The organism is Bacteroides clarus (genome assembly GCF_015555825.1).
GTDB lineage: Bacteria > Bacteroidota > Bacteroidia > Bacteroidales > Bacteroidaceae > Bacteroides > Bacteroides clarus.
The window spans coordinates 30,737-56,560 of record NZ_JADNLF010000008.1 but is presented as its reverse complement, the minus strand read 5'-3'; the positions used below and the strand labels follow the sequence as shown (position 1 = coordinate 56,560).

16 protein-coding genes and 1 tRNA gene are annotated in these 25,824 nt (G+C 47.9%); 6 read left to right on the top strand and 11 right to left on the bottom strand.

Going from position 1 to position 25,824, the window contains the following annotated elements; translation table 11 throughout:
• The first annotated feature begins 11 nt into the window (after nucleotides 1-11).
• The gene (locus I2F54_RS10170) at nucleotides 12-1,580 is read left to right on the top strand and encodes a glycoside hydrolase family 28 protein (protein ID WP_195501115.1); all 1,569 of its coding nucleotides are present in this window, start codon (nucleotides 12-14) and stop codon (nucleotides 1,578-1,580) included.
• A gap of 94 nt (nucleotides 1,581-1,674) precedes the next feature.
• On the opposite strand, the gene I2F54_RS10165 is transcribed toward I2F54_RS10170, so the two are convergent.
• The 3 genes from I2F54_RS10165 to I2F54_RS10155 all read right to left on the bottom strand — a co-directional run bounded on the left by I2F54_RS10165 (nucleotide 1,675) and on the right by I2F54_RS10155 (nucleotide 6,304).
• Nucleotides 1,675-1,893, bottom strand: a complete 219-nt coding sequence (locus I2F54_RS10165; protein WP_195501114.1) for a hypothetical protein — start codon at nucleotides 1,891-1,893, stop codon at nucleotides 1,675-1,677.
• Nucleotides 1,894-2,023: 130 nt separating this feature from the next.
• Entirely contained in the window at nucleotides 2,024-4,618 is a 2,595-nt protein-coding gene (gene xyl3A / locus I2F54_RS10160) for a xylan 1,4-beta-xylosidase (RefSeq protein WP_195501113.1), read from the bottom strand.
• 51 nt (nucleotides 4,619-4,669) lie between these two features.
• Nucleotides 4,670-6,304, bottom strand: coding sequence for a glycoside hydrolase family 43 protein (locus tag I2F54_RS10155; RefSeq protein ID WP_410518266.1), 1,635 nt, complete (start codon nucleotides 6,302-6,304; stop codon nucleotides 4,670-4,672).
• Nucleotides 6,305-6,600: 296 nt separating this feature from the next.
• Between I2F54_RS10155 and I2F54_RS10150 the strand changes: the two genes are divergently transcribed.
• The gene (locus tag I2F54_RS10150) at nucleotides 6,601-8,595 is read left to right on the top strand and encodes a family 43 glycosylhydrolase (RefSeq protein ID WP_195501111.1); all 1,995 of its coding nucleotides are present in this window, start codon (nucleotides 6,601-6,603) and stop codon (nucleotides 8,593-8,595) included.
• A 102-nt stretch (nucleotides 8,596-8,697) separates the two neighbouring features.
• Here the strand turns inward: I2F54_RS10150 and I2F54_RS10145 are convergent, their stop codons facing one another.
• From I2F54_RS10145 to pheS, 7 genes are all read right to left on the bottom strand, one after another.
• Nucleotides 8,698-13,053 carry a hybrid sensor histidine kinase/response regulator transcription factor gene (locus tag I2F54_RS10145; RefSeq protein WP_195501110.1) on the bottom strand — a complete coding sequence of 1,452 codons (4,356 nt, stop codon included), beginning with the start codon at nucleotides 13,051-13,053 and terminating at the stop codon, nucleotides 8,698-8,700.
• Between the two features lie 175 nt (nucleotides 13,054-13,228).
• Nucleotides 13,229-15,424 carry a tetratricopeptide repeat protein gene (locus tag I2F54_RS10140; RefSeq protein ID WP_195501109.1) on the bottom strand — a complete coding sequence of 732 codons (2,196 nt, stop codon included), beginning with the start codon at nucleotides 15,422-15,424 and terminating at the stop codon, nucleotides 13,229-13,231.
• 77 nt (nucleotides 15,425-15,501) lie between these two features.
• Complete coding sequence (locus tag I2F54_RS10135) at nucleotides 15,502-16,527, bottom strand: porin (protein ID WP_009122393.1); 1,026 nt, start codon at nucleotides 16,525-16,527, stop codon at nucleotides 15,502-15,504.
• A 73-nt stretch (nucleotides 16,528-16,600) separates the two neighbouring features.
• Complete coding sequence (locus I2F54_RS10130) at nucleotides 16,601-17,860, bottom strand: phosphoglycerate kinase (protein WP_087412755.1); 1,260 nt, start codon at nucleotides 17,858-17,860, stop codon at nucleotides 16,601-16,603.
• 88 nt (nucleotides 17,861-17,948) lie between these two features.
• Nucleotides 17,949-18,623 carry an endonuclease III gene (nth, locus tag I2F54_RS10125; protein WP_022218873.1) on the bottom strand — a complete coding sequence of 225 codons (675 nt, stop codon included), beginning with the start codon at nucleotides 18,621-18,623 and terminating at the stop codon, nucleotides 17,949-17,951.
• Nucleotides 18,620-19,816: an MFS transporter gene (locus tag I2F54_RS10120; RefSeq protein ID WP_022218872.1), complete on the bottom strand. Its 1,197-nt coding sequence runs from the start codon at nucleotides 19,814-19,816 to the stop codon at nucleotides 18,620-18,622. The genes nth and I2F54_RS10120 overlap by 4 nt, the downstream gene beginning before the upstream one ends.
• Before the next feature lie 197 nt (nucleotides 19,817-20,013).
• Nucleotides 20,014-21,048, bottom strand: coding sequence for a phenylalanine--tRNA ligase subunit alpha (gene pheS, locus I2F54_RS10115; protein ID WP_195501108.1), 1,035 nt, complete (start codon nucleotides 21,046-21,048; stop codon nucleotides 20,014-20,016).
• A 160-nt stretch (nucleotides 21,049-21,208) separates the two neighbouring features.
• Here pheS and I2F54_RS10110 point away from each other — a divergent pair, with 160 nt between their 5' ends.
• Entirely contained in the window at nucleotides 21,209-22,405 is a 1,197-nt protein-coding gene (locus tag I2F54_RS10110; protein ID WP_195501107.1) for an MFS transporter, read from the top strand.
• 20 nt (nucleotides 22,406-22,425) lie between these two features.
• Here the strand turns inward: I2F54_RS10110 and I2F54_RS10105 are convergent.
• Nucleotides 22,426-22,499: transfer RNA gene (locus I2F54_RS10105), tRNA-Ala, on the bottom strand.
• 103 nt (nucleotides 22,500-22,602) lie between these two features.
• On the opposite strand from I2F54_RS10105, the gene I2F54_RS10100 reads away from it, so the two are divergent.
• The 3 genes from I2F54_RS10100 to pulA all read left to right on the top strand — a co-directional run bounded on the left by I2F54_RS10100 (nucleotide 22,603) and on the right by pulA (nucleotide 25,534).
• The gene (locus tag I2F54_RS10100) at nucleotides 22,603-22,908 is read left to right on the top strand and encodes a DUF4286 family protein (RefSeq protein ID WP_022218870.1); all 306 of its coding nucleotides are present in this window, start codon (nucleotides 22,603-22,605) and stop codon (nucleotides 22,906-22,908) included.
• Nucleotides 22,905-23,474 (top strand): crossover junction endodeoxyribonuclease RuvC, encoded by a 570-nt coding sequence (ruvC, locus tag I2F54_RS10095; protein WP_022218869.1) that lies wholly within the window; start codon nucleotides 22,905-22,907, stop codon nucleotides 23,472-23,474. The genes I2F54_RS10100 and ruvC overlap by 4 nt, the downstream gene beginning before the upstream one ends.
• 62 nt (nucleotides 23,475-23,536) lie before the next feature.
• Nucleotides 23,537-25,534 carry a type I pullulanase gene (pulA, locus tag I2F54_RS10090; protein ID WP_195501106.1) on the top strand — a complete coding sequence of 666 codons (1,998 nt, stop codon included), beginning with the start codon at nucleotides 23,537-23,539 and terminating at the stop codon, nucleotides 25,532-25,534.
• Nucleotides 25,535-25,824 lie beyond the last annotated feature (290 nt).

The window sequence follows — 25,824 nt, the reverse complement described above, 5'->3', positions numbered from 1 at the left end:
TTATAACAAATATGAACAACTTACTGAAAATGACGGGCTTCGTGCCCGTCATCTTAGGGATGCTTTGCGCTTGCCAAAGTACCTCGACAGAACAACACAACGATACATATATTGAAGACCTCTACGAAGCTCTTCCCTTTGATATGCCCGTTGTACAACGTCCGTCCTTTCCCGACTATCAAGTGGATATTCGTGATTTCGGTGCAAAAGCGGACGGTGAGACACTGAATACCGAAGCCATCAACAATGCCATTAAGGCAGTAAGCGAGAAAGGCGGGGGAAAGGTGGTTATTCCCGAAGGCCTGTGGCTCACAGGCCCTGTCGTACTGCAGAACAATGTCAACCTGCATGTCGAAAAGAACGCCCTTGTGCTTTTCAGCGGTGATGCCGATTTATATCCGTTGGTGCGTACCTCGTTCGAGGGTTTGGATATGCTTCGTTGCCAGTCGCCTATTTCGGCGATGAATGCGGAGAACATAGCCATTACAGGCTATGGAGTACTCGACGGTTCGGGCGATAGCTGGCGACCGGTGAAACGTAATAAAATGACCGACGGTCAATGGAAATCCTTGCTCAAGTCGGGTGGAGTGGTAGATGAGTCCGGTAAGGTATGGTATCCTAATGAAGGGGCTCTGAAAGCTTCTATTCTGACCGGAAGCAAAGAAAAAAGAGAAATATCGGATAGTGAGTGGGAAGGCATGAAGCGTTGGTTGCGCCCTGTACTGCTTAGTATTGTCAAAAGCAAACGAGTGTTGCTGGAAGGCGTTACGTTCCGCAATTCACCGAGCTGGTGCTTGCATCCGCTCTCTTGCGAAGACCTGACTTTGAACGGCGTCAAAGTATTCAATCCCTGGTACTCGCAGAATGGTGATGCGCTCGATGTGGAGTCATGTAAGAATGTAGTGGTGACAAACAGCCTGTTCGACGCAGGTGACGATGCTATCTGCATAAAGTCGGGTAAGGATGCCGACGGCCGTCGCCGCGGAGAACCTTGCGAGAATGTGCTGGTAAAGAACAACACAGTGCTGCATGGACACGGCGGGTTCGTAGTAGGCAGTGAAATGTCCGGCGGTGTCAGGAATGTATATGTGGCAGACTGTACATTCATCGGTACGGACGTGGGACTGCGCTTTAAGAGTACGCGCGGCCGTGGCGGAGTAGTGGAAAACGTCTATGTGGATAATATCAATATGATAAACATTCCGGGCGATGCCCTGATAGCCGACCTGTACTATGCCGTGAAAGATGCTCCCGGCGCTCCTGTGCCCGCAGTGACCGAGGAAACTCCTTCTTTCAAGAATATCCATATCTCCAATATTTCCTGCAAAGGCGCAGGACGTGCCATGTTCCTGAACGGACTGCCGGAAATGCCTATCGAGAACTTTTCCGTCAGAAACATGCGGATAACCGACGCGCAGAAAGGAGCTTTCATCAATAAGGTGGCCGGCGTCACTTTGGAAAATATCGAGATAGAAACCGCCGACAATACTTATCTGCAAGTGGAAAACACCACGAATATTACCATCGATGGTAAAGAGTATGATAAGATATCGGAAAAGAGATTGTTGACACAGAATTAAACTTGTCCGTATTTCTTTGATTGATTAATATTCCTACGCAGTAAGGGGATAAACCGAACTTCAGCATTCCGCGGTTGGTTTATCCCCTATTTATTTAGGCTTTCCTGTACGTTCCCTGATACATTCCGTCCTTGCATACGGTACTGATAAGTTTTCTCCCTGATATTACCGGAAATACCAACGGTTGAAACATCAAGTACCAACCGTTGGTATTCGAAGTACCTGCCTTTGGTAGTAGGTGTACCAACCGTTGGTATCTGAAGTTCCAACCGTTGGTACCAAGTGTACCATGTGCCGGTACTTTCTGTACCACGTGCCGGCACTTTCGTTGCTACATGGAGAAGCCGGGAGTCTCTTTGGATAAGACTCCCGGCTTCTTATATGGGAACCGCCGATGGCAGGCGGTATGGCTGTATTGATTTATAAGCCTTACGGCCGTCCTTTTATAGCAGTTTCAGCGTATTCTTCTGTAAATCGCAGTCTTTGGAACTTCCACCTACCATCACATCGAATGTATTGGGCATGGTACGCATCGTATTGGTGGCGCTGTCCCACCATTCCAATTGTTTGGGCGTTAACTCCAATTCGACTTTCACGGTCTTTCCTGCGGGGATATACACGCGTTTAAAGGCGCGTAAAGTCTTGACAGGCCCGTCAGTTTCACCTTGCTTTTTGAGGTACACCTGCACTACTTCTTCGCCGTTGCGGCTGCCTGTGTTGGTCACCGGTACGGTGATTTTTACGGTTTCACCTGTTTGGGCGGATGATTTCAGTTGTATTTTGCCGTATTTGAACGTCGTATAACTCAAACCGTAGCCGAAGGGGAAGAGCGGTTCGCCGTTAAAGAAACGATAGGTGTGTCCTGCCATATTATAATCCTCGAAGTCCGGTAACTGGGCAAGATTGCGGTAGAATGTTGCCGGCAGCCGTCCTGCGGGGTTGTAATCGCCGAACAGCACTTCGGCAACGGCTTTACCGCCCGATTGTCCCGGATACCATGCTTGCAGTATGGCCTGGCAGTATTCCGTTTCCGGTTCCATGGCAATGGGCGAGCCCGAACAGTTGACGAAAATCACTTTCTTTCCCGCGTCATGAAGCGCCTTAATCATTTCCCGCTGAACGGCAGGCAGCTCGATGTCCGTACGGTCGCCACCTCTGAAGCCGGGCAGCTTCACACCCATTTCCTCGCCTTCCAGTTGAGGGGAGATGCCGCCTGCAAAGATTACGACGTCGGCGTCTTTCACCTTTGCTACCAAACGCTGTATGTCCGCTTCTTCTTTAAAGCCCAAATCGAAGTTGAGCTGGGCATCGCTGGAGAAGTATTGGAATTTGATTTCGATATCATACGATTTTCCGGCATCCACGTGCATTCCGTAGGCGCGCGGACGGCTGCCGTGTTTGTTTGTGAAGCTGCCTATCTCTTTGCCGTCCACCAGCAGTTTGACGGAACCGTAGCAATAGAAGTCGAAGACTACTTCTCCCGTCTCCTGAGGGGTGAATACGCTTTGATACGTGGCGGAGAAGTCGGTCAGGTTTACGCCCGGAGCGAAAACAGTGGCTCCGGAAGTACAGAGACGGAACGGGGTAGTCAGTCGAGAAGTGGCTGCGGGTGCGCCTTTAAACTCTGTGTTGTTCCAGTAGCGGGCGCTGAAACCGGCGCCTTCCTTGGATTTACATTGGTTGAATACGCTGCGTATCAGTGTGCGTTCCACCCATGAACATCCTTGTTCGTAGATGAGTTTGTCATCCTTGCCCATGGCCGAGCGGATACCGTCCAAAATGGTTATGGTACGTTTGGGGAGACCGTTGTAATTGCCCCACTGCATTACTGAGTCATTGGCATTAGGCCCCATTACCGCGATAGTCGTTCCGCCTCGTTCGAGAGGCAGTGCATTGTTCTTGTTCAGGAGCAGTGTCATGGATTTGCGTGCCATGTCCAGCGATAACGAGTCGTGCTTGTCGGAACAAACGACCGAGTAGGGTATCTGCGCCCATTTCACCTGGTCCGACTCGTCCATCTCGCCTAATTCAAAACGTGCTTGCAGAAGACGCTTTACGGAACGGTCGATATCCGCTTCATCGATGAAGCCTTTCTTTACTCCTTCCGTCAGCGAACGGTAATTGGAACCGCACTCCAGGTCTGTTCCGCTCAAGACGGCGGCGGAAGAGGCGGATGCCGCATCGGCATGGGTCTTGTGTCCTTTGTCGTTGTGGAAGTCGCTGATGGCGCTGCAATCCGATACGACGATGCCGTCGTAACCCCATTCCCGGCGGAGTATATGGTTCAGCAGCCGGTTACTGCCGCAACACGGTTCACCCTCAAAGCGGTTGTAGGCACACATCACTTCTTTTACTTTTCCTTCTTTTACCAAGGCTTCAAAAGGCGGGAGATAGGTTTCATACAGGTCGCGCGGACTGATGTTCTCCGCATTGAAACTGTGGCGGTTCCATTCGGGGCCGGAATGTACGGCAAAATGTTTGGCGCAAGCGTGTACTTTGTCATACTTCTCGTTTTCGTCCAGGCATTGCAGGCCTTTCACAACGCTGACACCCATTACGCTTGCCAGATACGGGTCTTCTCCATAGGTTTCTATGCCGCGTCCCCAGCGAGGGTCACGATAGATATTGACGGTGGGAGTCCAGATTGTCAATCCCTGATAGCGTTTGTAGCTTCCTTCCGCGGAATATGCGGCATTCTTGGCGCGGGCTTCATCGGATACGGCGACGAAAGCGGTGTGCAGGGCTTCGGGAGAGAATGAAGCCGCCATGCCGATGGGTTGCGGAAATACGGTTGCCCAACCGCTGCGGGCCACTCCGTGCAAGGCCTCGTTCCACCAGTTGTACGGCTTGATGCCCAGCCGCTCTACCGGCTTGGAATTATCCATCATCAAGGCGACTTTTTCTTCCAATGTAAGTTGCTTTACCAAATCTTCCGCACGCTCTGCCGGGCTGTAACTGTTGTCCTTGTAGATAGATTGCGCAAGGCTGCCGCTCGAAACGACGAGACAGGCGAGTAAGTATGTGATTCTGTTTCTCATAAGTTATAATAGGGATATTTGTTTCTTAAAATGATATTTTGATTAAGGTGACTATTTCTTTGTGATGCGGAACCAGTCGACATCGGCCCAGCCGCCGTCATTGGCGCGAATGGCGGGACGCGTGCAGAACATGCCTACTTTGGCGCCTATCCATTTACCCTCTCTGGCTTGAAACGTCTCTCCGAGCGGTCGGAATTTCTTGCCGTCGAGGCTGTAACTGAATTGGCAGAGTACAAGCAGGTCGTCTGTCTTTTTCACTTTCTCACCGTCGGCGCTGAACTTGACACGCAGATATACGGTGGGATTGTTCAGGGAAATACTACCGTTTGCTTTTTCGGCTGTTCCTTTATCCGCTTTCCGGCAAGTGACTTGCGAAAGCATAAGGCCTTGCTCCGTATTTTCCATGATTAGTCCGGCATAGTCCATACCCATGACAACCAGCCCGGTGCGCTCTCCCTTGTATTTGGGATTGGGGCTGAATGTCAGTTTCATGGTTGCCGTAAAATTGTCCGCCGGGGTTTTCTGCAACAGCAGATTGGGTACATCCCATAGGTTTTTGTAATCTTCCGTCACGGGATGCGAGTAAAGACGTACCATGCTCCGGTCGCCGGCATAATAGGCCCATTTGTCGTTGATGTTGGCATGCCATTGCCATTGGGGGGAGAGGGTATATCCGTCGAACTCGTCGCTTTCCTGCGGGGTACAGGTCGGATATGTTCCTCCTACATCGGGCTTGCGGTAAGTCAGCACGGGTTCGCCGCATCCGTCATTGTCTTTATCCGTGCCTATTACGGGCCATCCGTCTATCCATTTCATAGGTTGCAAATGTACCACCCGTCCGTAGGCGCCTACATCCTGAAAGTGCATGAACCAGTCCTCGCCGGTAGGAGTATCCACCCATCCGCCCTGGTGAGGCCCGTTGACAGGGGTGTTGCCTTGTGCAAGCACGGTGCGGCTTTCGTAAGGGCCGTAAATGTTCTTGGAGCGAAGCACCACCTGCCAGCCGGTTGCTACTCCTCCGGCAGGGAGGAATATGTAGTAATAGCCGTCTTTCTTGTAGAGTTTCGGGCCTTCGCATGTCTGGTGGGCTTCGTGGCCGTCGAAAATGATACGTGACGGGCCGATTGCTTTCGTTGCGCCGGCATTCAGTTCGCATACGGAGATTACGCTTTTCAGCCCGGCGCGGCTGCCGGCGTATGCATGCGCCAGATATACTTTGCCGTCCTCATCCCAAAGCGGACACGTGTCGATAATGCCTTTAATCTCTTTCACCAGTACAGGTTCGCTCCACGGGCCTTTCGCTTTAGCGGATTTCACCATGAATATTCCTTGATCGGGATCTCCCCAGAATATGTAGAACTCACCGTTGTGATGCCGGATGCTGGGAGCCCATACGCGGTTGCCGTGTTCCGGACGTTCGGGTGTTGTAACGGGAGGCAGCACGGTAGGCACGGCGGCGCTGATGATAGACCAGTTTACGAGGTCTTTGGAGTGAAGAATCTGCAATCCCGGCAGACAGCCGAAGCTGGATGAAGTCAGGTAGAAGTCGTCGCCTGCACGACATACATCCGGGTCGGAGTAGTCTGCAAAGAGAACGGGATTCTTGTAAGTTCCGTTTCCTTGGTCGGCAACCCATACCTCGGAGACATAGTTTGATTGTTGCGCCTGCACGCTTGCCGTTAACATACCGGAAAGGCAGACGATAATCCATTGCTTTTTCATCTTGACAGTTTTTTATGGTATTCTATATTAACGACTGCAATAGTAGGCACTTTCCGTCTTTTGGTCGGGTAATATCCGGTCGAAAGGGAGTTCTTTTTTATCAGCATGCTTCTTTGGTATATAAAAAAGTAAGAAATCGGACCGAATATAAATATTTTCCTCTTTTTATACTTATAATTACGACAGAAAATGTGGGAAACTGCCTAACATTGCATGGCCAAACAGTTTGGCATATTTGTTAATTCATTAAATGCGATTTTATGTACTATTCAAAGCTATCTCTATTTTTCAGGTTTCTGTTGGTTGTTTGCACGTTTGTGTTGTTGCAGGCTTGTTCCATACAGAAACACGCGCTTCTGTCTTCGGACAATGGTGACGGTACTTATACGAATCCGGTAATTAATGCCGATTATCCTGACCCTGACATCATTCGTGTGGGAAAGGATTATTATATGGTCAGCTCATCTTTTGTAGGAATGCCGGGAATCCCGATTTGTCATTCGGAGGACTTGATTAATTGGGAAATAATAGGGCATGCGTATGATAGCATCACATTTCGTCCGCAATACAGGATGGAAAATGAAATGACTGCATATAGCCGTTTGTGTTGGGCGCCTACCATCAGATATCATGACGGCACTTATTATATAGGCGTCAATATCGCGGATGACGGTTTTGTGATGTTTAAGAGTCGAAAAGCCGAAGGGCCTTATGAAATGCACAAATTTGACAAGAGGCTTTATGATCCGGGCTTTTTTATAGATGACGACGGAAAGAAGTATGTTACTCATGGAAAAGGAAAGATTTATTTGACACGGTTGAAAGATGATGGAACCGGAGTGCTCGATCCCGATGATAAAGGAACGCTTATCATTACTGCTCCCGAAGGATACGGGCACCTGTTTGAAGGATGTCATACATATAAGAGAGACGGATGGTACTACGTGTTTAATCCCGCATTGGGATACGACGGTGTACAGATGATTAGCCGTTCCCGGAATCTTTACGGGCCTTATGAAACAAAAGTGCTGATTGAGGATGATATTAATTATGCAGGAGCGGGCGTGCACCAAGGCGGTTATGTGGAAACAGCCGAAGGCGAGTCTTGGGCATATACGTTTCAGGATCGTGACTATATGGGAAGATGTTTGATGCTTTATCCCATGAAATGGGAAAATGATTGGCCGGTGGTAGGGCCGGAGGGTAAACCCGGAAAAGGTGTGGTGACTTATAGGAAACCGGCAATCCGGGGGAAGCATAAAATGAAGTATCCTCAACACTCTGATGATTTTACGGAATCGGAATTGGCGCAAATATGGGAGTTTAATCATGTGCCGCATAAGGAAAAATGGAGTTTGAAGGACCGTCCGGGATATTTCAGAATATATGCCCGGTATGCCCGCGGATTTTACTGGGCGCGTAATTCTCTGACTCAAAAAGTAACCGGACCTTATAGTAACGGGACTGTCCTGCTGGAACCGGCTGGATTGCAAGAAGGCGATTTTGCGGGAAACGGAATTATGGGGCGGATGATGTATCAGTTCGGCATCCGAAAGAAAAAGGGACGTTTCTGGTTGGAGATGAGGCAATCTTATAGAGATGCCGGTGAAGAGGTGGTCGATAGTCTTGAGCTGGGGGATATTGCTAAGATTTATTTACGGACGGAAACTACCAAAGAAGGAGCTACTCGTTTCCATTATAGTTTGGATGGACGTAAGTATCACCGTTTTGGTCCGGAAGGCGTATCTAATTTCTGGGGTTTTTTAGGAATACGTCATGCTTTGTGTTGTTATAATGTGATAAAAGGTAATCTTTGCGGTTATGCCGATTTTGATTATTTTGAGTTGGAAAGTACACATCGGGGCAATCATTACAATGCTTTTGCGGAAGTGGATTTTTCACAGTATGATGAACGGGAAGGTATGGAACTAATCCGCCCTGTCGGCAAACGCCCCATGCAGTTTATTACCAATATAAAGAATAACGATTGGTTGGTTTTCAATAATCTGACCTTTAAGAAGCGTCCGACAAGGGTTACATTGGAGTTGAAAGCTGTAAACTCTGACGCCGTACTTGAAATAAGGAAAGGTTCTTTACAGGGAGATTTGATGGCCTTGTGCCCGATTCGGTCTACAAACGGACAATGGGATAAGCAAAGTTTTCAGGTACGGAAGTTGAAGAAGAAAGAAAAGCTTTATTTTATATTCAGAAACTCTGATAAGGAGTTGGCTATTAAGAATTTTGTGTTTGAATAGCTGCTTTGGGATTAGCGGGATACTTGGCTGCCATATTGTTTACGAGCGTGTATGGTAGCCAAGTATTGTGTATCATGATTAATTGACAGTATCTGCGGCTTCTTACAAAGTCGTATCTTTCTTCTCTTTGTATTCGGTTGGCGTTACTCCCATTACTTTCTTAAAGCATTTGCTGAAATACTTCGGATCGCTGAATCCGGTCATGTAGGCTATTTGCGAGAAGTTGTACTCTCCGCTGTCTATTAACTGGACGGCACGCTTAATGCGGATTTCACGTATGAAATCCACGGGGGTAAGACCGATTATGGATTTCAGTTTCCGGTAGAATATGGTACGGCTCAGCATTAAATGCTCGGCAAAGGCGTCGATGGTCAGTTCGCTGTTGTCCATTTGCGTTTCCATGAACTCCATTACTTTCTGCATGAACTTCTCGTCGTACGGAGTAATCTGAGGTTGCGACGGGGTGAGACCGGAAGATACGCAGGCGTTTTTGCTGTCGGTTAATTGTGCCATATACATTTCCTGTAATGATTTGCGTTGGCGAAGCAATGTTATGATACGGGTTTTCAGATAGGTGGCGCTGAAAGGCTTGGTGATGTAATCGTCTATACCCTGCTCCAATCCGGCGATGCGATCGTCGAGTGAGGCTTTTGCTGATAATATGATGATGGGAATATGGCAGATGGCACTGTTCTCCTTGATTTGTTTAACCATTTCCAGGCCGTCCATTACGGGCATCATGACATCGCTGATGATTAGGTCGGGGAGGTCGTCGATGGCATGTTGCAAACCTTCTTTTCCGTTGGCTGCGGTGATGACGGTGTAGTGTTCGGACAAGCTGTTCTTTAAGAATGTTCTCAATTCTTTGTTGTCTTCCACCACCAGTATGGAATGACATTCGGAAAGATTGCTGTCGAATTCTTCCTTGGTTTCCGTATCTTCCTGCCCTTTGGTTTCTTCATCTGTCGGGGCGGATGCGGTCTGGATGTCGTTCAATATGAATTCCACTTGCGTGTCTTCCTCAAAGACTTGCTTTCGTAACGGTAAAGTCACGGTGAAACGACTGCCTATGCCGGGCTGACTGTCTACTTGAATCGTTCCGTGATGTATCTCTACCATCTCTTTCACTAAGGATAGGCCGATACCGGAAGACGGTTGAAGGATATTCTGCTTTACGAGCGTTTCAAAGCGTTGGAAAAGGGTACGCTGCTTTTCGGCGGCGATTCCGATACCCTCGTCCGCCACCTCAATATCAATGGTTTCATTGTGGGGGAGCACTTTTATTGTAATGGCTTTGCCTTCCGGCGTATATTTGAATGCGTTGGAAAGCAGGTTGAAGAATATCTTCTCGAATTTGTCCCGGTCTACCCAACCGTAGACGGATTCGATTGGTGACTTCATTTGATAGTCTATGTTCTTTTCTTTGGCGATAAGACGGAAACTATCCATCACTTTTTGCAGGAGAGGAATCAAATCGGTCTCTTCTACCAATAGTTTCATCTTTTGATTCTGAATCTTGCGGAAGTCGAGTATCTGGTTCATAAGGCGGAGCATTCGTTCCGTGTTCCGGCGTACCAGGGTAAGGTGCTCGCGGGCAGTCGGAGAGAGGGGCTCATTCTCCAGAACTTCAGCTACCGGACTGCCTATCAGGGTCAGCGGGGTACGTAGCTCGTGAGATATATCGGTGAAAAAGCGCAGTTTGATATTGGCGAGTTGTTGTTCCATATCTACACGATGACGCAGGCGATAAATATAGAACAGCACGTATACAATAGTTGCGGTGAACAGGATGAACAGCAGACAATAGAGCAGCCATGCCCAGTATGTTTCCCAGAATGTGGGGAGTACATGGATGGAGAGTGTGCGGATATTATCTGTCCATACACTGTCACTGTTGGTCGACTTTATTTGTAAGCGGTATTTCCCTGCGGGCAGGTTGATGTAACTTGCGGAGCGGTTGTTATCCGCTTCGTTCCATTCATCCTCCAGTCCCTGCAAGCGGTAAGCGTAAAGTATGTTGTCGGGATTTACGTAGTCGAGCGCTGCAAACTGGAAAGTGACATTCCGTTGCGATGCCTTTAGCTCCAATTCTTTCAGGTTATTGATGGAATGGGAGGCCGGGTGTCCTTGTATTTTGAAACCGGTGAATACAATGGGAGGAACATAAGCGCTTTTCCGCATCTTTCCGGGAGTGATTTCCAGAAAGCCTTTGTCGGTTCCCAGCACGACTTGTTGCCGGGCGTTGATTACCGGAAGGGCTTCCGAGAAGTTAAACTGTTGCTGATAGGTGGAACCGAGCGTATAGTTCTCAAAGGTTTCTTTGGCGGTATCGAATTTGGACAAAGCTATCTCGGAAACAATCCATAATTGGGAGTATGTGTCTTCTATCATCGAAAGTGTCAGGTCGGAAGCCAGTCCGTTGCTTTTATCGTAGTTTTTGAAACGTATCTCTTCACTAAGCAGCCGGGTTGAAATAATTTTGCTGATGCCGCCTGTAAAGCTAACCACATACGTCGCTTTTTGCTTGTCTGTATAGATTTGCATAATGTCATTGGTGATGAGGCTGTTCTTGTCGCCCAGTTTGTGGCAGTTTCTATAGAATTTTACTTCTTCCGGCAATTCGAACTTATTGGAAAAGGTGAGCAGTCCGTCCGTGGTGCCTACTAAGATTACTCCGCCGGATACTTCTGTGATGTTGCGTACTTTCATGCCATAATCCGTAGGGTAATTCTTCAGCTCATTATTACTGTGGATAAATATGGGGGAACCGTTGCTTCCGGGGGTAAACAGATTCAATCCGCCACCATAGCAACCTATCCAGATGCGGTTGTGGCTGTCTTGAAAAATCGAGTATATGCTGTTGTCGCTTATACTGTAAGGGTCCTCGGAACGATGCTTGAAGTGCGTAATGGAATATTGATTCAAGCTTTTTGGGGTGAGCAAGAAAAGGCCGGCTCCTTTGGTGCCCAGCCAGATATTCTTTTCCTTGTCTTCCATAATGGCGTATACTCCATTATGGAAGATTTGTTTTTCCTTGACAATGGTACCTTGGTTGGAAAGGTAACCTTCCAAGCTGCCATCGGGAGCATATATTTGAATATAACTCGCTTTGGATGCACTCCACAGACGATTGTGGCTGTCTCGCAGAAAAGCACGCGTTTCCGCTTCATAGTCGGTTTGATTAAATTGATAACTCTGCGGGAAAAAACTTATCCGGTCTATCCCACGTGCTGTGGCCAGCCAGCAATTGCCCTGCGTATCGAGAGTATAAAAACGGACTAACGGGCTGAATATGGATTTCGGATTGTCGATATCTGTAAGTAAGGGCTTGAGCTTCTTTTCTTTTCGATCGTAGTAGGAGAGATTACCGCCGGTAGGCAATACCCATAAAATACCGGTTTTGTCCTCAAATATCAGTTTACGGCTGTTACGTCCGTGTTTGATAACCTCATTTTGAGGGGTGAACAGGTGTTCTTTTTCATTGCTGTTGAGGTGGAGACGGACAATACCCGGATTGCGGGGAAATACCCAAACGTCTTTTTGCCGGTCTTGATATATCTGCTCCACATAGTTGGAGGGTTGGGTGGAAGTACGGATATCAATTTGTCGGAACATATTGTCATGGGCGGAAAACAGTATCAAACCATTATCCGTACCTAATGCCAGCGTATCTGTTCCCAATGCGGCGATAGTGTTGATTCTGTTATGCGGACAAGGAATGTTTATAAACTTAAGTTTCTTTGTACGAAAGTTGTATTGAGCCAATTTGCCTTTATCGGCTACAAGGTAGATGTTTTCCTTGATTTGCGTGATATATTGGAATGGGAAGTCTGTATCTACGGCTTTACTTCCCACGATGGTAACGCCTTTGTTTGTTAATATCCATTCGTCTTCATCGGAGTCCTGGTAAACGGTGAATATATGTTCTCCTTTCAAATTCTGAGTGAATGTCGAATACAGGGTAATGCCTTCTCCTTTTTTACATAGCTGTTCATCTGCTCTGTATGTATATCCGTTTTCACAAATAATCCAGGCTACTCCTTTTTTGAGCGATTGGATACGGACGACATGGTTGGAGTGTTTGGTGGCGTATTCAAGCGGCTGCAAGACATCGATGAACTTTTCCGTCTCTACATCAAACAGGCAGGCTTGCCCGTCGTAGGTGGGACACCAGATATCTCCGTACTTGCTTTCCATGATAGTACCCATGCGGTTACTTCCGAATGCGTACCGGTCTTCTTGGGAAGTCTTATAAGTTTTAAATGTATAACCGTCATACTTGCTCAGCCCATTCCATGTACTGAACCAGATAAGTCCGTTTCGGTCTTGCAACATACCCATAACATTACCTTGGGCAAGACCGTCATTAACGGAAAAGTGTTTCACCTGACACACCGGTTGTGCAATGACGGAAACAGTCACAAGTAGTGAAAGGAGTAGGATGTAGAGTCGTTTCATGGTATTTACTTTAAAGCTAAAGCAAAAATAAGCAAATACCTTCAATTGAAAAATAAGAAGAAGTAATATGAATAGAAAATCCACCCTTTTGCCTATTTTTTACTCCGATAGGCGAGCTATGTACCTTCAGTAATGAGTTTTAGTGAAGGTACATAGAGGATGCCATGTGTATTGGTCAAACCAAATCTCTTATTAGCGGTATGTCGTTCTCGTCGATACCCAGTTTGATAAGGGTTTCTTTATCTTTGTCGAACATATCAAGGAAAGTCTCCCGATTTCCGCTTTCCGAGGCGGCTTTCCCATATAATTCGGCGGCCTTTTCCATATTACCCAGTCGCAGCGCTACATGCCCCGCATTAAGATAATCTGTGGCAATAGGTTTTAAGGCGAGTACCTTTTCATAATATCTCATGGCCTGTTCGGATTTTCCACTGACAAATGAGCACCAGCCTATGGCGCGCCATGCTTTGATGCAATCGTTCTCCATGAGATCCAGCTTGAAGAAACATTGCAAGGCTTCTTCGTAACGCTCCTGTTCGGCGAGACAACTGCCGATGAAGAATGTAACGTTTCTGTTTTCGGGCTGCATTGCCTCTACCTTTCTGTAATATTCCAGCGCCGATGCAAAATCGCGTAATTGGCGATAACAAGTGGCAAGGTGGCGGATGGTCCATATATGATCGGGCTTCAGCACATCCGCTTTTCGGTAAGCGCTGATGGCCTCTTTGTAGCGTTTCTCCTTTTGCAGGCAATAACCGGTCTTTTGGAAAATATCTGCATCGGCATAATTCATATCTATTACTTCCTGATAGATGCCTAAAGCTTCTGCCGGATGCTCTTTGCGGAAATGAAAATCGGCTATGGTAACCAATAATTCCGGTTTGCGTAAAATATCTTTCAGTGCAGGGATACGGTGCAACGCTATTTCCTCTTTGAAAATATCGCGGAATTCATGACGGCGCTGGCTGAGCTTGAAGAAACGGTATAAGTCATGAATATACTGGTTGCTGATAACATCCGGACGCTGTGCGTATTGTCTCAGGCCGGACGACTTGCTTTCGTCCATTAATTCGTTCAAGTCTTGCGATGTCATTTGGCTCAGCATCATATTACGTTGCGCCTGCGGGATATGCGCCATGGTGAAGCACAATGAGTACTTATCGCTATTGCAGAAAAAGCCTGATTGCAATATAAGCGATAGGATGGCATTGTCTCCTGTCGGTTTCAGCCCGAATTCCCGTATAATACCGGAGTGCTGCATATCGAACGGATAGAACCAGTTGTGCGGGTTTTGGAAGAACGGATAGCTCTTGAGCTGGGCGAATGTGCTCATATATACATCGGCGCCTTCCAGCTGCAGTTCGTTCATTTCACGTATCTTGTCACCCAAGCCGGATTCTTCGAATGCTTTTTCCCAATCCGGGTTACGGTCGTCTTCATCCATGTTTTCTTCGAAGCCGTACTTCATGTTACGCATGATACTTACGTTCTTCATCATCTCTGGGATGATTTCTTCACGCATCTTCTTGTCTATCTTCTCCGTCTCCTGACTGCGGAGCAGTTGGATGTAAACCCGGTTCAGCTGTTTGCCGAAGCTGCCGTCTTCATTGAGAAGCGATAGCCTGGCTTCCAACTCGGGGTATAACCACAGGCGGTTGGGGTGTATGTGCAGTACAATGGCGATAATCACCAAAGCACGCTGGCTGACTTGTGTGTCGGCGTGTGTCGCAGCATCCAGCAGCCATGAGAACTTACGCGGGTCGAAACATTCCATTAAGCTGAGTAGGACGGCTCCCGTAAATAAACACAAATCATTTACCGGCAGTAACTCGGATTCCAGATACATTCTGGCTTCCTGTTCCTCTTCCGCCGTCCAGCTGCTGTTTCCCCACGTAGTGAGAAACAGATATTGGGCAGTTTCTTCATGCCGTTGCAAAGCGCTGTCCAGACTTTGTTTATTGTCCGGCATAAGTTGGCAAACCGCCATATCGTCAGGAAAAGATTCCAGCACTTTAAGCCAGGAAGACATACCGTAGCCGGCTGCCATATTCCTTTTGTTCTTGTGCAGGGCATGGTAATAATGCGTAGAGACTTCATCGAGTAAGCTGATACGCGCTTGTTCGGCAAGTTCCCGGGTTTCTGCCAAAAGCTGCCGGTATAGTTTCTGCCGTTCCGGATCGTTTATGCCCTGGCGCATATACTGTAACATGTATTGGTAGGACACTTTGGCCTGTTCCAGACGGTTGCGAAGAGTCCAATCGTTACAGTTCCATAAAAAGGCCTCCAGTTGTATCTGCGCCTCTTTCAGACGTTTCTGTTCCAGTAAGCTGACTATATGTTGGTATTGCTCTTGTATGGCTTGCTCGTTCATAAGATTGTATTCATTAAGTGATTATACTCTACAAATGTACAAAAAGAATGCCAAAATGTTTGGTGAGGGTTAAAGAATCAGAAACGAACCTGCAACTGTGCTTGCAGCAGGTTGGAGCTTTCTCCCTTGTGAGGGTCGCAATAAGTATATTGCGCCTGCAAGCGGCATTTGGGATAGAACCACCATTGCACACCGGCTACATAGTTGCTTTGTTTGTAATCCTGCGCTTTGTCTTTGTTGAAGTAGTCGTAAGATGCTATAACGTCGAACTTGGGAAACACGTGTACGGATGCGGTGGCATAGTATCCGTCGCTTTTTATATGCCCGTCCTTGCCGGCAAGATATTCGGTACGCAGGCTGACGGGTTTTGTCTGGATGGTAGCTCCTGCCGACCAACGGTTACGTACATAACTGTCGCCTGCAGCAATGTCCGGATTGACGGAAGATGCGGCTACTGCGCATCCCTTGCCCTTGATGAACGAACCGCCTACCGACAGCCAGTCGAGCGGATGAACCATCAGGCTGCCTACTATGTCTTTGTGATTATTCTTGTCTTTCAGATTGATGCCTTGTCCGTTCATGACGGCAAGGTTATAACTAACCTTTTTCTTGAAAAGGTCGCCGTAAATAAGGAGTCCCATATCACGGCCGCTATTTGAACCGTACAGGGGATCGCTGCCATTGATACCTGCCAGATAGTTGACTGCCTGCGAATAACAGTTTATCAGTTCGACAAAACAGGGTGACATGGGATTCTCAATGGTGTACATCGTTTTGAATTGCCCGATACGGGCTGTGAGTTGGGGCAGAAACTGATATTCCGTATAGGCTTCCAGAATCTTTCCGGTGTTGGCGAAGCTGTACATGAAGTAGCACGACCATTTGTCGGTAATCTTACCGCGTGCCATGAATATAACCCGTTTGAGGTCGAAAGTATTGCTGGCTTTTTCGCCGGCATCATCATAGGTATATCCCACTTGGGCATAGCCTGCCAGACTGATACGTTCTTTCAGTGTATTCACTACATCATTCAGGCACGCATCCTGGGCTCTTAGTGTATATACGGAGAGAAGAAGAAAGCAGGATAGTAGAATTCGTTTCATGTGTCGGATATATAATTAAAAAAAAAGCAACCCTTTTTTCAAAGAGCTGCCTTTTGTATTAATGAGATTCTTTTTATTCGTTGATAGCAGCGATACCCGGAAGAACTTTTCCTTCGATTGCCTCGAGCAATGCACCGCCACCGGTAGAAACGTAAGAAACACCGTTTGCCAAACCGAACTTGTTAACGCAAGCTACGGAGTCGCCACCGCCTACGAGTGAGAATGCGCCGTTCTTGGTTGCTTCTACGATAGCTTCACCTACCGAACGTGAACCGTGAGTGAAGTTCTCAAATTCGAATACGCCTGTGGGACCGTTCCAAAGGATAGTCTTGGAGTTCTTGATAACTTCAGCGAAAATCTTTTCAGTTTCAGGACCTATATCCAGACCTTCCCAACCGTCAGGTATTTCGTTTACTTTGCAGAACTGAGTATTGGCGTCATTGGAGAATGAGTCGGCTATTTTGGCGTCTACAGCCAGTACGAGGTTCACACCTTTCTCTTTTGCCTTCTTCAACAACTCGAGAGCCAAATCCAGCTTATCGTCTTCACAGATGGAAAGACCGATTTTACCGCCTTGGGCTTTGGTGAAAGTATAAGTCATACCGCCGGTGATAATCAGGTTGTCTACCTTATTCAGCAGGTTTTCGATGATTTCGATTTTGGAAGATACTTTAGAACCACCCATGATAGCGGTGAACGGACGTTTGATGTCATTCAACACCTTGTCCACAGCTTTCACTTCTTTTTCCATCAGGTAGCCGAACATCTTGTTGTCTTTGTCGAAGTATTTAGCGATCAATGCCGTAGAAGCGTGTGCGCGGTGTGCGGTACCGAACGCGTCGTTTACATAGCAGTCGGCGTAAGAAGCCAATTTCTTGGTAAATTCTTTCTGGCTCTCCTTAACGGCGGCTTTGGCGGCTTTCTTTTCTTCGTCTGTCGCATCTTCAGCCAAACCGCGCGGTTTGCCTTCTTCTTCAGCATAGAAACGGAGGTTTTCGAGCAACAGCACTTCACCCGGTTGCAGAGCGGCAGCCTTAACAGCGGCTTCTTCGCCCATGCAGTCGTTAGCAAACTGTACTTCAACACCCAGCAGGTCTGACAAATGTTTCAGAATGTGCTTCAAAGAGAACTTGTCAGTCGCGCCTTTCGGACGGCCGAGGTGAGAACCGATGATAATACTGCCGCCGTCAGCCAAAATCTTCTTCAATGTAGGAAGAGCGGCACGCATACGGGTATCGTCTGTAATGTTGAAGTTTTCGTCCAAGGGCACATTGAAGTCCACGCGAACGAATGCCTTTTTTCCGGCAAAGTTAAATTGGTCAATTGTCATAATACTCTATTTTTATTTAAAAGTGTTACTATTTTCTTTTTGTGACGGCAAAGTTAGTATTTATTTCTTTTTTGCGCTATGAAATCATTATTTATTCTTCCCCTTCATTGCTCTCTTTGCTAACTTTATACTTCCGGCAGTAATATTTGCACATCAATTGCAAACCGCAGTTGTCACATTGAGGGGTACGCGCCTGACATACATACCGTCCATGCAGGATGAGCCAATGGTGGGCAATGGGAATCTCCGCTTCCGGAATATGCTTGACCAGCTCTTTCTCTACGCTGAACGGGGTGGTACATTTGTCGGACACTAATCCTAAACGGTGGCTGACACGGAATACATGGGTGTCTACCGCCATGGCGGCTTTGTTGAACACAACCGACTGGATTACATTGGCCGTTTTACGTCCCACACCGGGCAGCTTTACGAGCTCTTCCAGCGTATCGGGTACTTGGCTGTCAAAGTCTTTCACCAGCATTTTGGCCATGCCCACAAGATGCTTGGCCTTATTGTTGGGATAAGATACGCTGCGTATGTATTCGTATACCACTTCCGGGGTGGTGGCGGCAAGAGCTTCGGGAGTAGGAAAGTCCCGGTATAGTGGGGGAGTTATCATGTTTACCCGTTTGTCCGTGCATTGGGCGGAAAGGATTACCGCAATCAATAGCTCATACGGATTGTCGTAATGCAACTCGGTTTCCGCTACGGGGCGGTTTTCCCTGAACCAGGCGAGTATTTTTTCGTAACGTTCTTTTTTTCTCATCGTAATTTGTTTTTATGATAATGAGGGGTAACCTTGCCATTGAAGTAAAGCATGGAGATTATCGTCAGGCAGGCTCCGAAAAGATAAGCCTTGTCGAAAGTGCTGACCTCGGCGATATATCCGCCTGTCAGCATACCGATACCTATTCCCACATCCCATGAGGTCAGGTAGGTGGAAGTTGCCGTACCTCGCTGGTTGTTGGGGGCCAGATTCACGAACAGCGTATTGTAAGCCGGAAACATGATGCCGAAACCAACTCCGAGCAGTAATGCTACGGCAAAGAAGATGATGCTGCATGCCATACTGTTCCAATTGATAATGTAGACGCAAGCCGAGAGCAGGAAGAAACTGAACACTACAATGTATAGTCCTGCCGAGATTACTTGCGTTATCTTTCCCTTGTCCACAATCTTACCGGAAAAGATGCGGGAGATGGCCATGCCCACCGCCATGAAAGTAAAGAAAAAGCCGGTGGTTGCATTAATGCCGATTTCTTTGGCATACATGGCCACGTAGTTGGTGGTCATCCCGTAAGGAATGGATAATAGAAGCAGGCTGATACCCGCCGGAATGCCTTTCAGCAGGATAAAACGGTCGAGCGAAATCGGCTCGCGCTTGACAGGCGGTTTGTATGGTGTCTTCACCAATGAGGCGCAGATAAATCCGGCAATGCAGGAACCCAGCGAGCAACAGAAAATGGTAGTATAGCTCATGCCCGCATCGTGCAGAAACAAGCCGGACATCGGCCCCACCGCCATGGCTATATTGTTGGAAAGCCCGTAATATCCGAGCCCTTCTCCGCGCCTTGATGAGGGCATGATGTCGATGACTACCGTATTTCCGCCTACAGTCACCATGCCGAATGATACGCCGTGTATGATACGGAACAGAATGAACAGTACCAGTGAACCGGCTATGATATATCCGGCAAACATTGTCATAAAGATGAAGTAAGCCAACAGATACAGCGGTTTACGGGCAAAGCTGTCCAAAAAATAGCCGGAGAACGGACGGATGCACAAAGCGGCTACCGTATAGCAGGAGAGGATGATACCGATGGTAGAGTTTCCCGCATTGAATATCTCGGATAGATAGAATGGCAATACGGGTATCAATAGCCAAAAGCCGAAGTACAGCAGAAAGTTGGCTGCGAGAATAAAGCAATAGCCGGGAGTTACGAGCCTATCTTTCATTGGGTGGAGATTTAATAAGATTGATAATAGGGCTATCCTTTTAGGCACGGATTACACGGCTTTCACGGTTTCCTTTGATTAATCCGTGTTTTCCATGTAATCCGTGCCTGATATTAAAGAAATCAATAAGTAAGCGAGTTTCAGTTCGGACACATCCCAACCTTATGCTTAATATAGAAATATAAGAGTGTTCTATATTAATAAGCCGCTTCGAATTCTTTCAGGAAGCGGGTATCGTTTTCAGAGAACAGGCGCAAGTCGTTTACGCGGTATTTCAGGTTGGCGATACGTTCTATACCCATACCTAAAGCGTAACCGCTGTACACTTTGCTGTCAATGCCGTTTAACTCCAACACATTGGGGTCGACCATACCGCAACCCAAGATTTCAACCCAGCCTGTTCCTTTACAGAAAGGACATCCCTTGCCGCCGCAGATGTTACAGCTAATGTCCATTTCGGCGCTTGGCTCCGTAAACGGGAAGTACGAAGGACGGAGACGAATCTTAGTGTCTTTGCCGAACATTTCCTGGGCGAAGAGCAACAGGGCTTGTCTCAAGTCGGTGAACGATACGTTACGGTCTATAAACAAGGCTTCTACTTGGTGGAAGAATGCGTGCGCGCGATAGCTGATAGCCTCGTTGCGGTATACGCGTCCCGGACAAAGCACCCGGATAGGTGGTTGGGTCGTTTCCATTACACGGCTTTGTACGCTGGATGTATGTGTACGCAGGATGATGTTGTGCGATACATTTTCAGTATTGTTTTCGATGAAGAAAGTATCCTGCATATCGCGTGCCGGATGATCTTCGGCAAAGTTCATGGAAGAGAATACGTGCCAGTCGTCTTCCACTTCCGGACCGTCGGCGATGTTGAATCCCATACGGGCGAATATGTCGATGATTTCATTCTTGACGATGCTGAGCGGGTGACGTGTTCCCAATTTTACGGGATAGGCCGAACGGGTAAGGTCGAGGTCGTCGCAACCGTTGTCTTGACTTTCGAATTGTTCTTTGAGAGCGCTTATCTTTTCCTGCGCTTTGTTCTTAAGTTCGTTCAGACGCATGCCGACTTCTTTTTTAAGTTCGGCGGGTACGTTGCGGAAGTCCGCCATCAGTTCGTTAATGGCTCCCTTCTTGCTGAGGTACTTGATGCGCAGTGCTTCCAGTTCCTCGGCGTTAGCGGCTTTCAGTGCTTCTACTTCTTGCAGAAGCTCGTTGATTTTAGCTATCATATCGTTGTTATTATTTATTCCTTACTATATAAAACGGTGCAAAGATACAATTTTATCATTGTTTTGCTCTCAATCGTTGCATATTATTTTTTATTAACCCGGGCTGTCCTTTGAATACTTTACGTACCTTTGCGCCCGATTTCAATAAATGACAGTTAGGATGACATCAACTCAAAGACCGCCGGTTCGTAGAATCGCTTTCCCTATATTGATTGCGCTGAGCGCTTCGCATTGCCTGAATGATTTGCTTCAATCCGTTATTACGGCGGTGTACCCTCTGTTCAAGCAGGATTTGTCATTGAGTTTTGCACAGATTGGTCTGATAACGTTGGTGTATCAGATGTCGGCTTCCGTGTTTCAGCCGATAATGGGGCTGATTTTCGATAAGCGTCCCATTGCCTGGTCGTTGCCGTTGGGAATGTGTTTTACGCTGGCGGGTATTCTGAATTTGTCGTTCGCCACTAATCTGTATTGGCTCTTGGCTTCTGTTTTTGTGGTGGGCATCGGTTCCTCCGTATTGCATCCCGAAGCGTCGCGCATTACTTTTTTGGCTTCCGGAGGCAAGCGCGGGTTGGCGCAGTCGCTCTTTCAGGTGGGCGGTAATCTGGGAGGTTCGTTAGGGCCGTTGCTGGTGGCGCTGCTGGTTGCTCCGTATGGCAGACACCACATTGCGCTGTTCATGATTTTTGCGGTGGCGGCTATTTTGGTGATGCTGTCCATTTCCCGCTGGTACCGTTCTTATCTCAATCATATCAAGCGGCGTCCGTTGCTTACGCAGAAGGCGGTGGAACGTCCGTTGTCTTCCCGAATGACGGTTTTCGCCATTGGGGTTCTATTGGTTCTTATCTTTTCCAAATATATTTATATGGCGAGCCTGACGAGTTACTATACATTCTATCTCATTCATAAGTTCGGTGTAAGTATCCGGGATTCGCAGTTATTCTTGTTTGTCTTTTTGGTAGCCACTGCCGTAGGTACTTTGGTAGGCGGACCGGTAGGCGACAGGGTGGGACGCAAGTATGTTATCTGGGCTTCCATTCTCGGGACGGCGCCGTTTAGTTTGCTGATGCCGCATGTGGGACTTGCGGGGACGGTTATTCTTAGCTTCTGTGTGGGGTTTATGCTGTCTTCCGCTTTCCCCGCCATCTTATTGTATGCGCAGGAATTGTTGCCCAATAAGCTGGGACTGATTTCCGGTTTGTTCTTCGGGTTTGCGTTCGGCATTGCGGGTATCGCTTCGGCTGTACTTGGCGGTATGGCGGACGCATACGGTATCGAGGCGGTTTATAATGTATGCGGATTTATGCCTTTGCTGGGATTGGTGGCTTGCTTCCTGCCTAATTTGAAAAAAGGTTGACTGTAAAAAGTCAACCTTTGTGGAGCGTATGAGACTCGAACTCATCACCTCGACACTGCCAGTGTCGCGCTCTAGCCAGATGAGCTAACGCCCCGTTGCTAACGTTTGCAGAGCTATCTGCTTTTTTGATGGCGCAAATATAATGCATTATTCTGAAATAATTGCTATGTTTGCGAAATAAAATGAAAAAAGAAATTATGCTGATATATAATACGACCTATCACGTGGAAGAAGGGCAGGAGAAATTCTTCCTTGCCTGGATGAATGAATTCTACCTTCCCGAAGTAGAGAAGCACGGTACATTGCATGCCCCGCGCATAGCACGGATACTGAGCCATATTGAAGAGGGAAGTGTCTGTTACTCTGTGCAATTCGAGGTGGAAGACTCTGCCATACTGCATCGCTGGCATCAGGAACAAGGCGTGAAGCTGAATGAAGAATTGCAGAAAATCTTTAAAGACAAAGTAATCGGTTTTCCTACATTAATGGAGGTGATAGTGTGATACAACCGGTAAAGGAAAAAATTATTTTGGGCATCGACCCCGGTACTACCATTATGGGGTACGGGGTGCTGAGGGTAGCGGGAGTAAAGCCCGAAATGATTGCCATGGGTATCATAGACCTTCGTAAGTTTGGCGACCATTATCTGAAACTTCGCCACATCCATGAGCGGGTGCTGGGCATCATCGAGAGTTATCTGCCGGACGAACTTGCTATTGAAGCGCCTTTCTTTGGAAAAAACGTACAATCGATGCTGAAGCTGGGACGCGCGCAGGGAGTAGCCATGGCCGCCGCTCTGAGCCGCGACATTCCTATTACCGAATACGCTCCTTTGAAGATAAAAATGGCGATAACGGGCAACGGCCAGGCATCCAAAGAGCAAGTGGCGGATATGCTGCAACGCATGCTTCATTTTCCGAAAGAAGACATGCCCGTATTCATGGACGCCACCGACGGCCTTGCCGCCGCTTACTGCCACTTCCTGCAAATGGGGCGCCCTGTTGTCGAGAAAGGCTATCACGGCTGGAAAGACTTTATAGCCAAGAATCCCGACAAAGTAAAACGATAATCCGATCCCATGCTTTAAGACTTACTACTTTATACTTCATACCTAATTTAAAAATACCAACCATGAAACTAAACGATCTTGTCATTATCGGAGTAGCGGCGACAACAGTTGTCAGTTGTGCCCCCTCAAAAAAAGAATATGCTTCATACGAACTTTATCCTGTCCGTACGGGCAGTCTGACAGAAATGGAATACGCTCCGGATGCTACGCGGTTTACGCTCTGGTCGCCTACGGCGGACGAAGTGCGCTTGATGCTGTATGATGCGGGAGACGGCGGGCACGCTTACGAGACGGTTGCCATGTCACCTGCCGAAAACGGTACGTGGACGGCTAAGGTAGAGCAGGATTTGAAAGGCAAGTTCTACACTTTCAATGTAAAAATCGACGGTAAATGGTTGGGTGATACCCCGGGTATCAATGCACAGGCAGTGGGTGTAAACGGTAAGCGCGCGGCCGTTATCGATATGCGGGAAACCGACCCGGAAGGCTGGGCGGAGGATAAACGTCCGCCGTTGGCATCTCCTGCCGATGTGATAATTTACGAAGTGCACCATCGCGACTTCTCCATAGACCCGTCTTCGGGTATCCGCCACAAAGGCAAGTTCCTCGCGATGACGGAAACGGGAACGGTCAACCCCGATAAACTGGCAACCGGCATCGACCACTTGAAAGAGCTGGGAGTGACGCACGTACATATCCTGCCTTCCTATGATTATGCTTCCGTGGACGAGTCCAAACTGGATGAGAATAAATACAACTGGGGTTACGATCCGCAGAATTACAACGTGCCCGACGGTTCGTACTCTACCGACCCTTACAAACCGGATGTACGTATCCGCGAGTTCAAGCAGATGGTGCAGGCCTTGCATAAGGCAGGTATCCGTGTAGTGCTGGATGTGGTGTACAACCACACTTTCAACACGGCCGAGAGTAATTTCGAGCGTACCGTTCCCGGATATTTCTATCGCCAGACACCGGACGGCGGTTTTGCGGACGCTTCCGCATGTGGCAACGAAACGGCGAGTAACCGCGCCATGATGCGCAAATATATGGTAGAGTCCGTATTGCACTGGATAAACGAGTATCATATCGACGGCTTCCGCTTCGACCTGATGGGAATTCATGATATTGAAACCATGAACGAAATACGCAAGGCGGCGACAGCGGCAGACCCTACCATCTTTATCTATGGTGAGGGCTGGGCTGCGTCGGCTCCCCAATTGCCTCAGGACTCATTGGCGATGAAAGCCAACACATATAAGATGCCGGGCATCGCCGCTTTCTCCGATGAGATGCGTGATGCGCTGCGCGGCCCGTTCAACGATAATCATCAGGGCGCTTTCCTTGCCGGACTGCCGGGGGGAGAGGAGAGTATCAAGTTTGGTATTGCAGGCGCTGTCAAGCATCCGCAAGTCAATAATGAAGAGGTGAATTACAGTAAAGCTCCGTGGGCGGAACAACCTACGCAGATGATAAGTTATGTATCTTGCCACGATGATATGTGTTTGGTGGACAGACTGAAGGCCAGCGTCCCCGGTATTACGCCCGAAGAACTGACCCGGTTGGACAAACTGGCGCAAACGGCGGTATTTACCTCACAGGGAGTACCCTTTATCTATGCAGGCGAGGAAGTGATGCGCGATAAGAAAGGGGTGCATAACAGTTACCAAAGTCCGGACTCAGTCAACGCCATCGACTGGAAACGTAAGACGGAGCATGCCGATGTATTCGCCTATTATAAGGGATTGATTCAGTTGCGTAAGAACCATCCGGCTTTCCGTCTGGGAGATGCCGGTTTGGTGCGCGAGCACCTGGAGTTCTTACCGGTTGAAGGCAGCAATGTGGTAGCTTATAGGCTGAAGGGACATGCCGGCGGCGATACGTGGGGAGACATCTATGTAGTGTTGAATGCACGCAAGGAAACGGCTAAGGTATCAGTGCCCGAAGGCAAATATACGGTGGTTTGCAAAGACGGATTTATCAGTGAGCAAGGTTTGGGCACGATGTACGGACCGGAGATTTCGGTTCCGGCGCAGTCGGCGATGATTTTCTATCAATGATGATATCCGGTTTCCAATCGTATCAAACGAAATTATCTCCATAGGATAAAAAGATTATCAACCGTAGCGAATCATATTGGCGGGTGCGCGTACGGAATCATCCCGTGAGATGAAATTATTCATCCTGTGAGACGGATTTATCCGGCTTACGGGATGATTTTTTTTGTCTCACGGGATGGATATTTTTGTCCTGCGGGACGGATTTGCCGGTATGGTAATGTCCGGATACGTAGTTGCGGTTTCTTCAGGCGTTGCGATGTGAAAAAACAGGCTTCACCCGCTATTTCCCA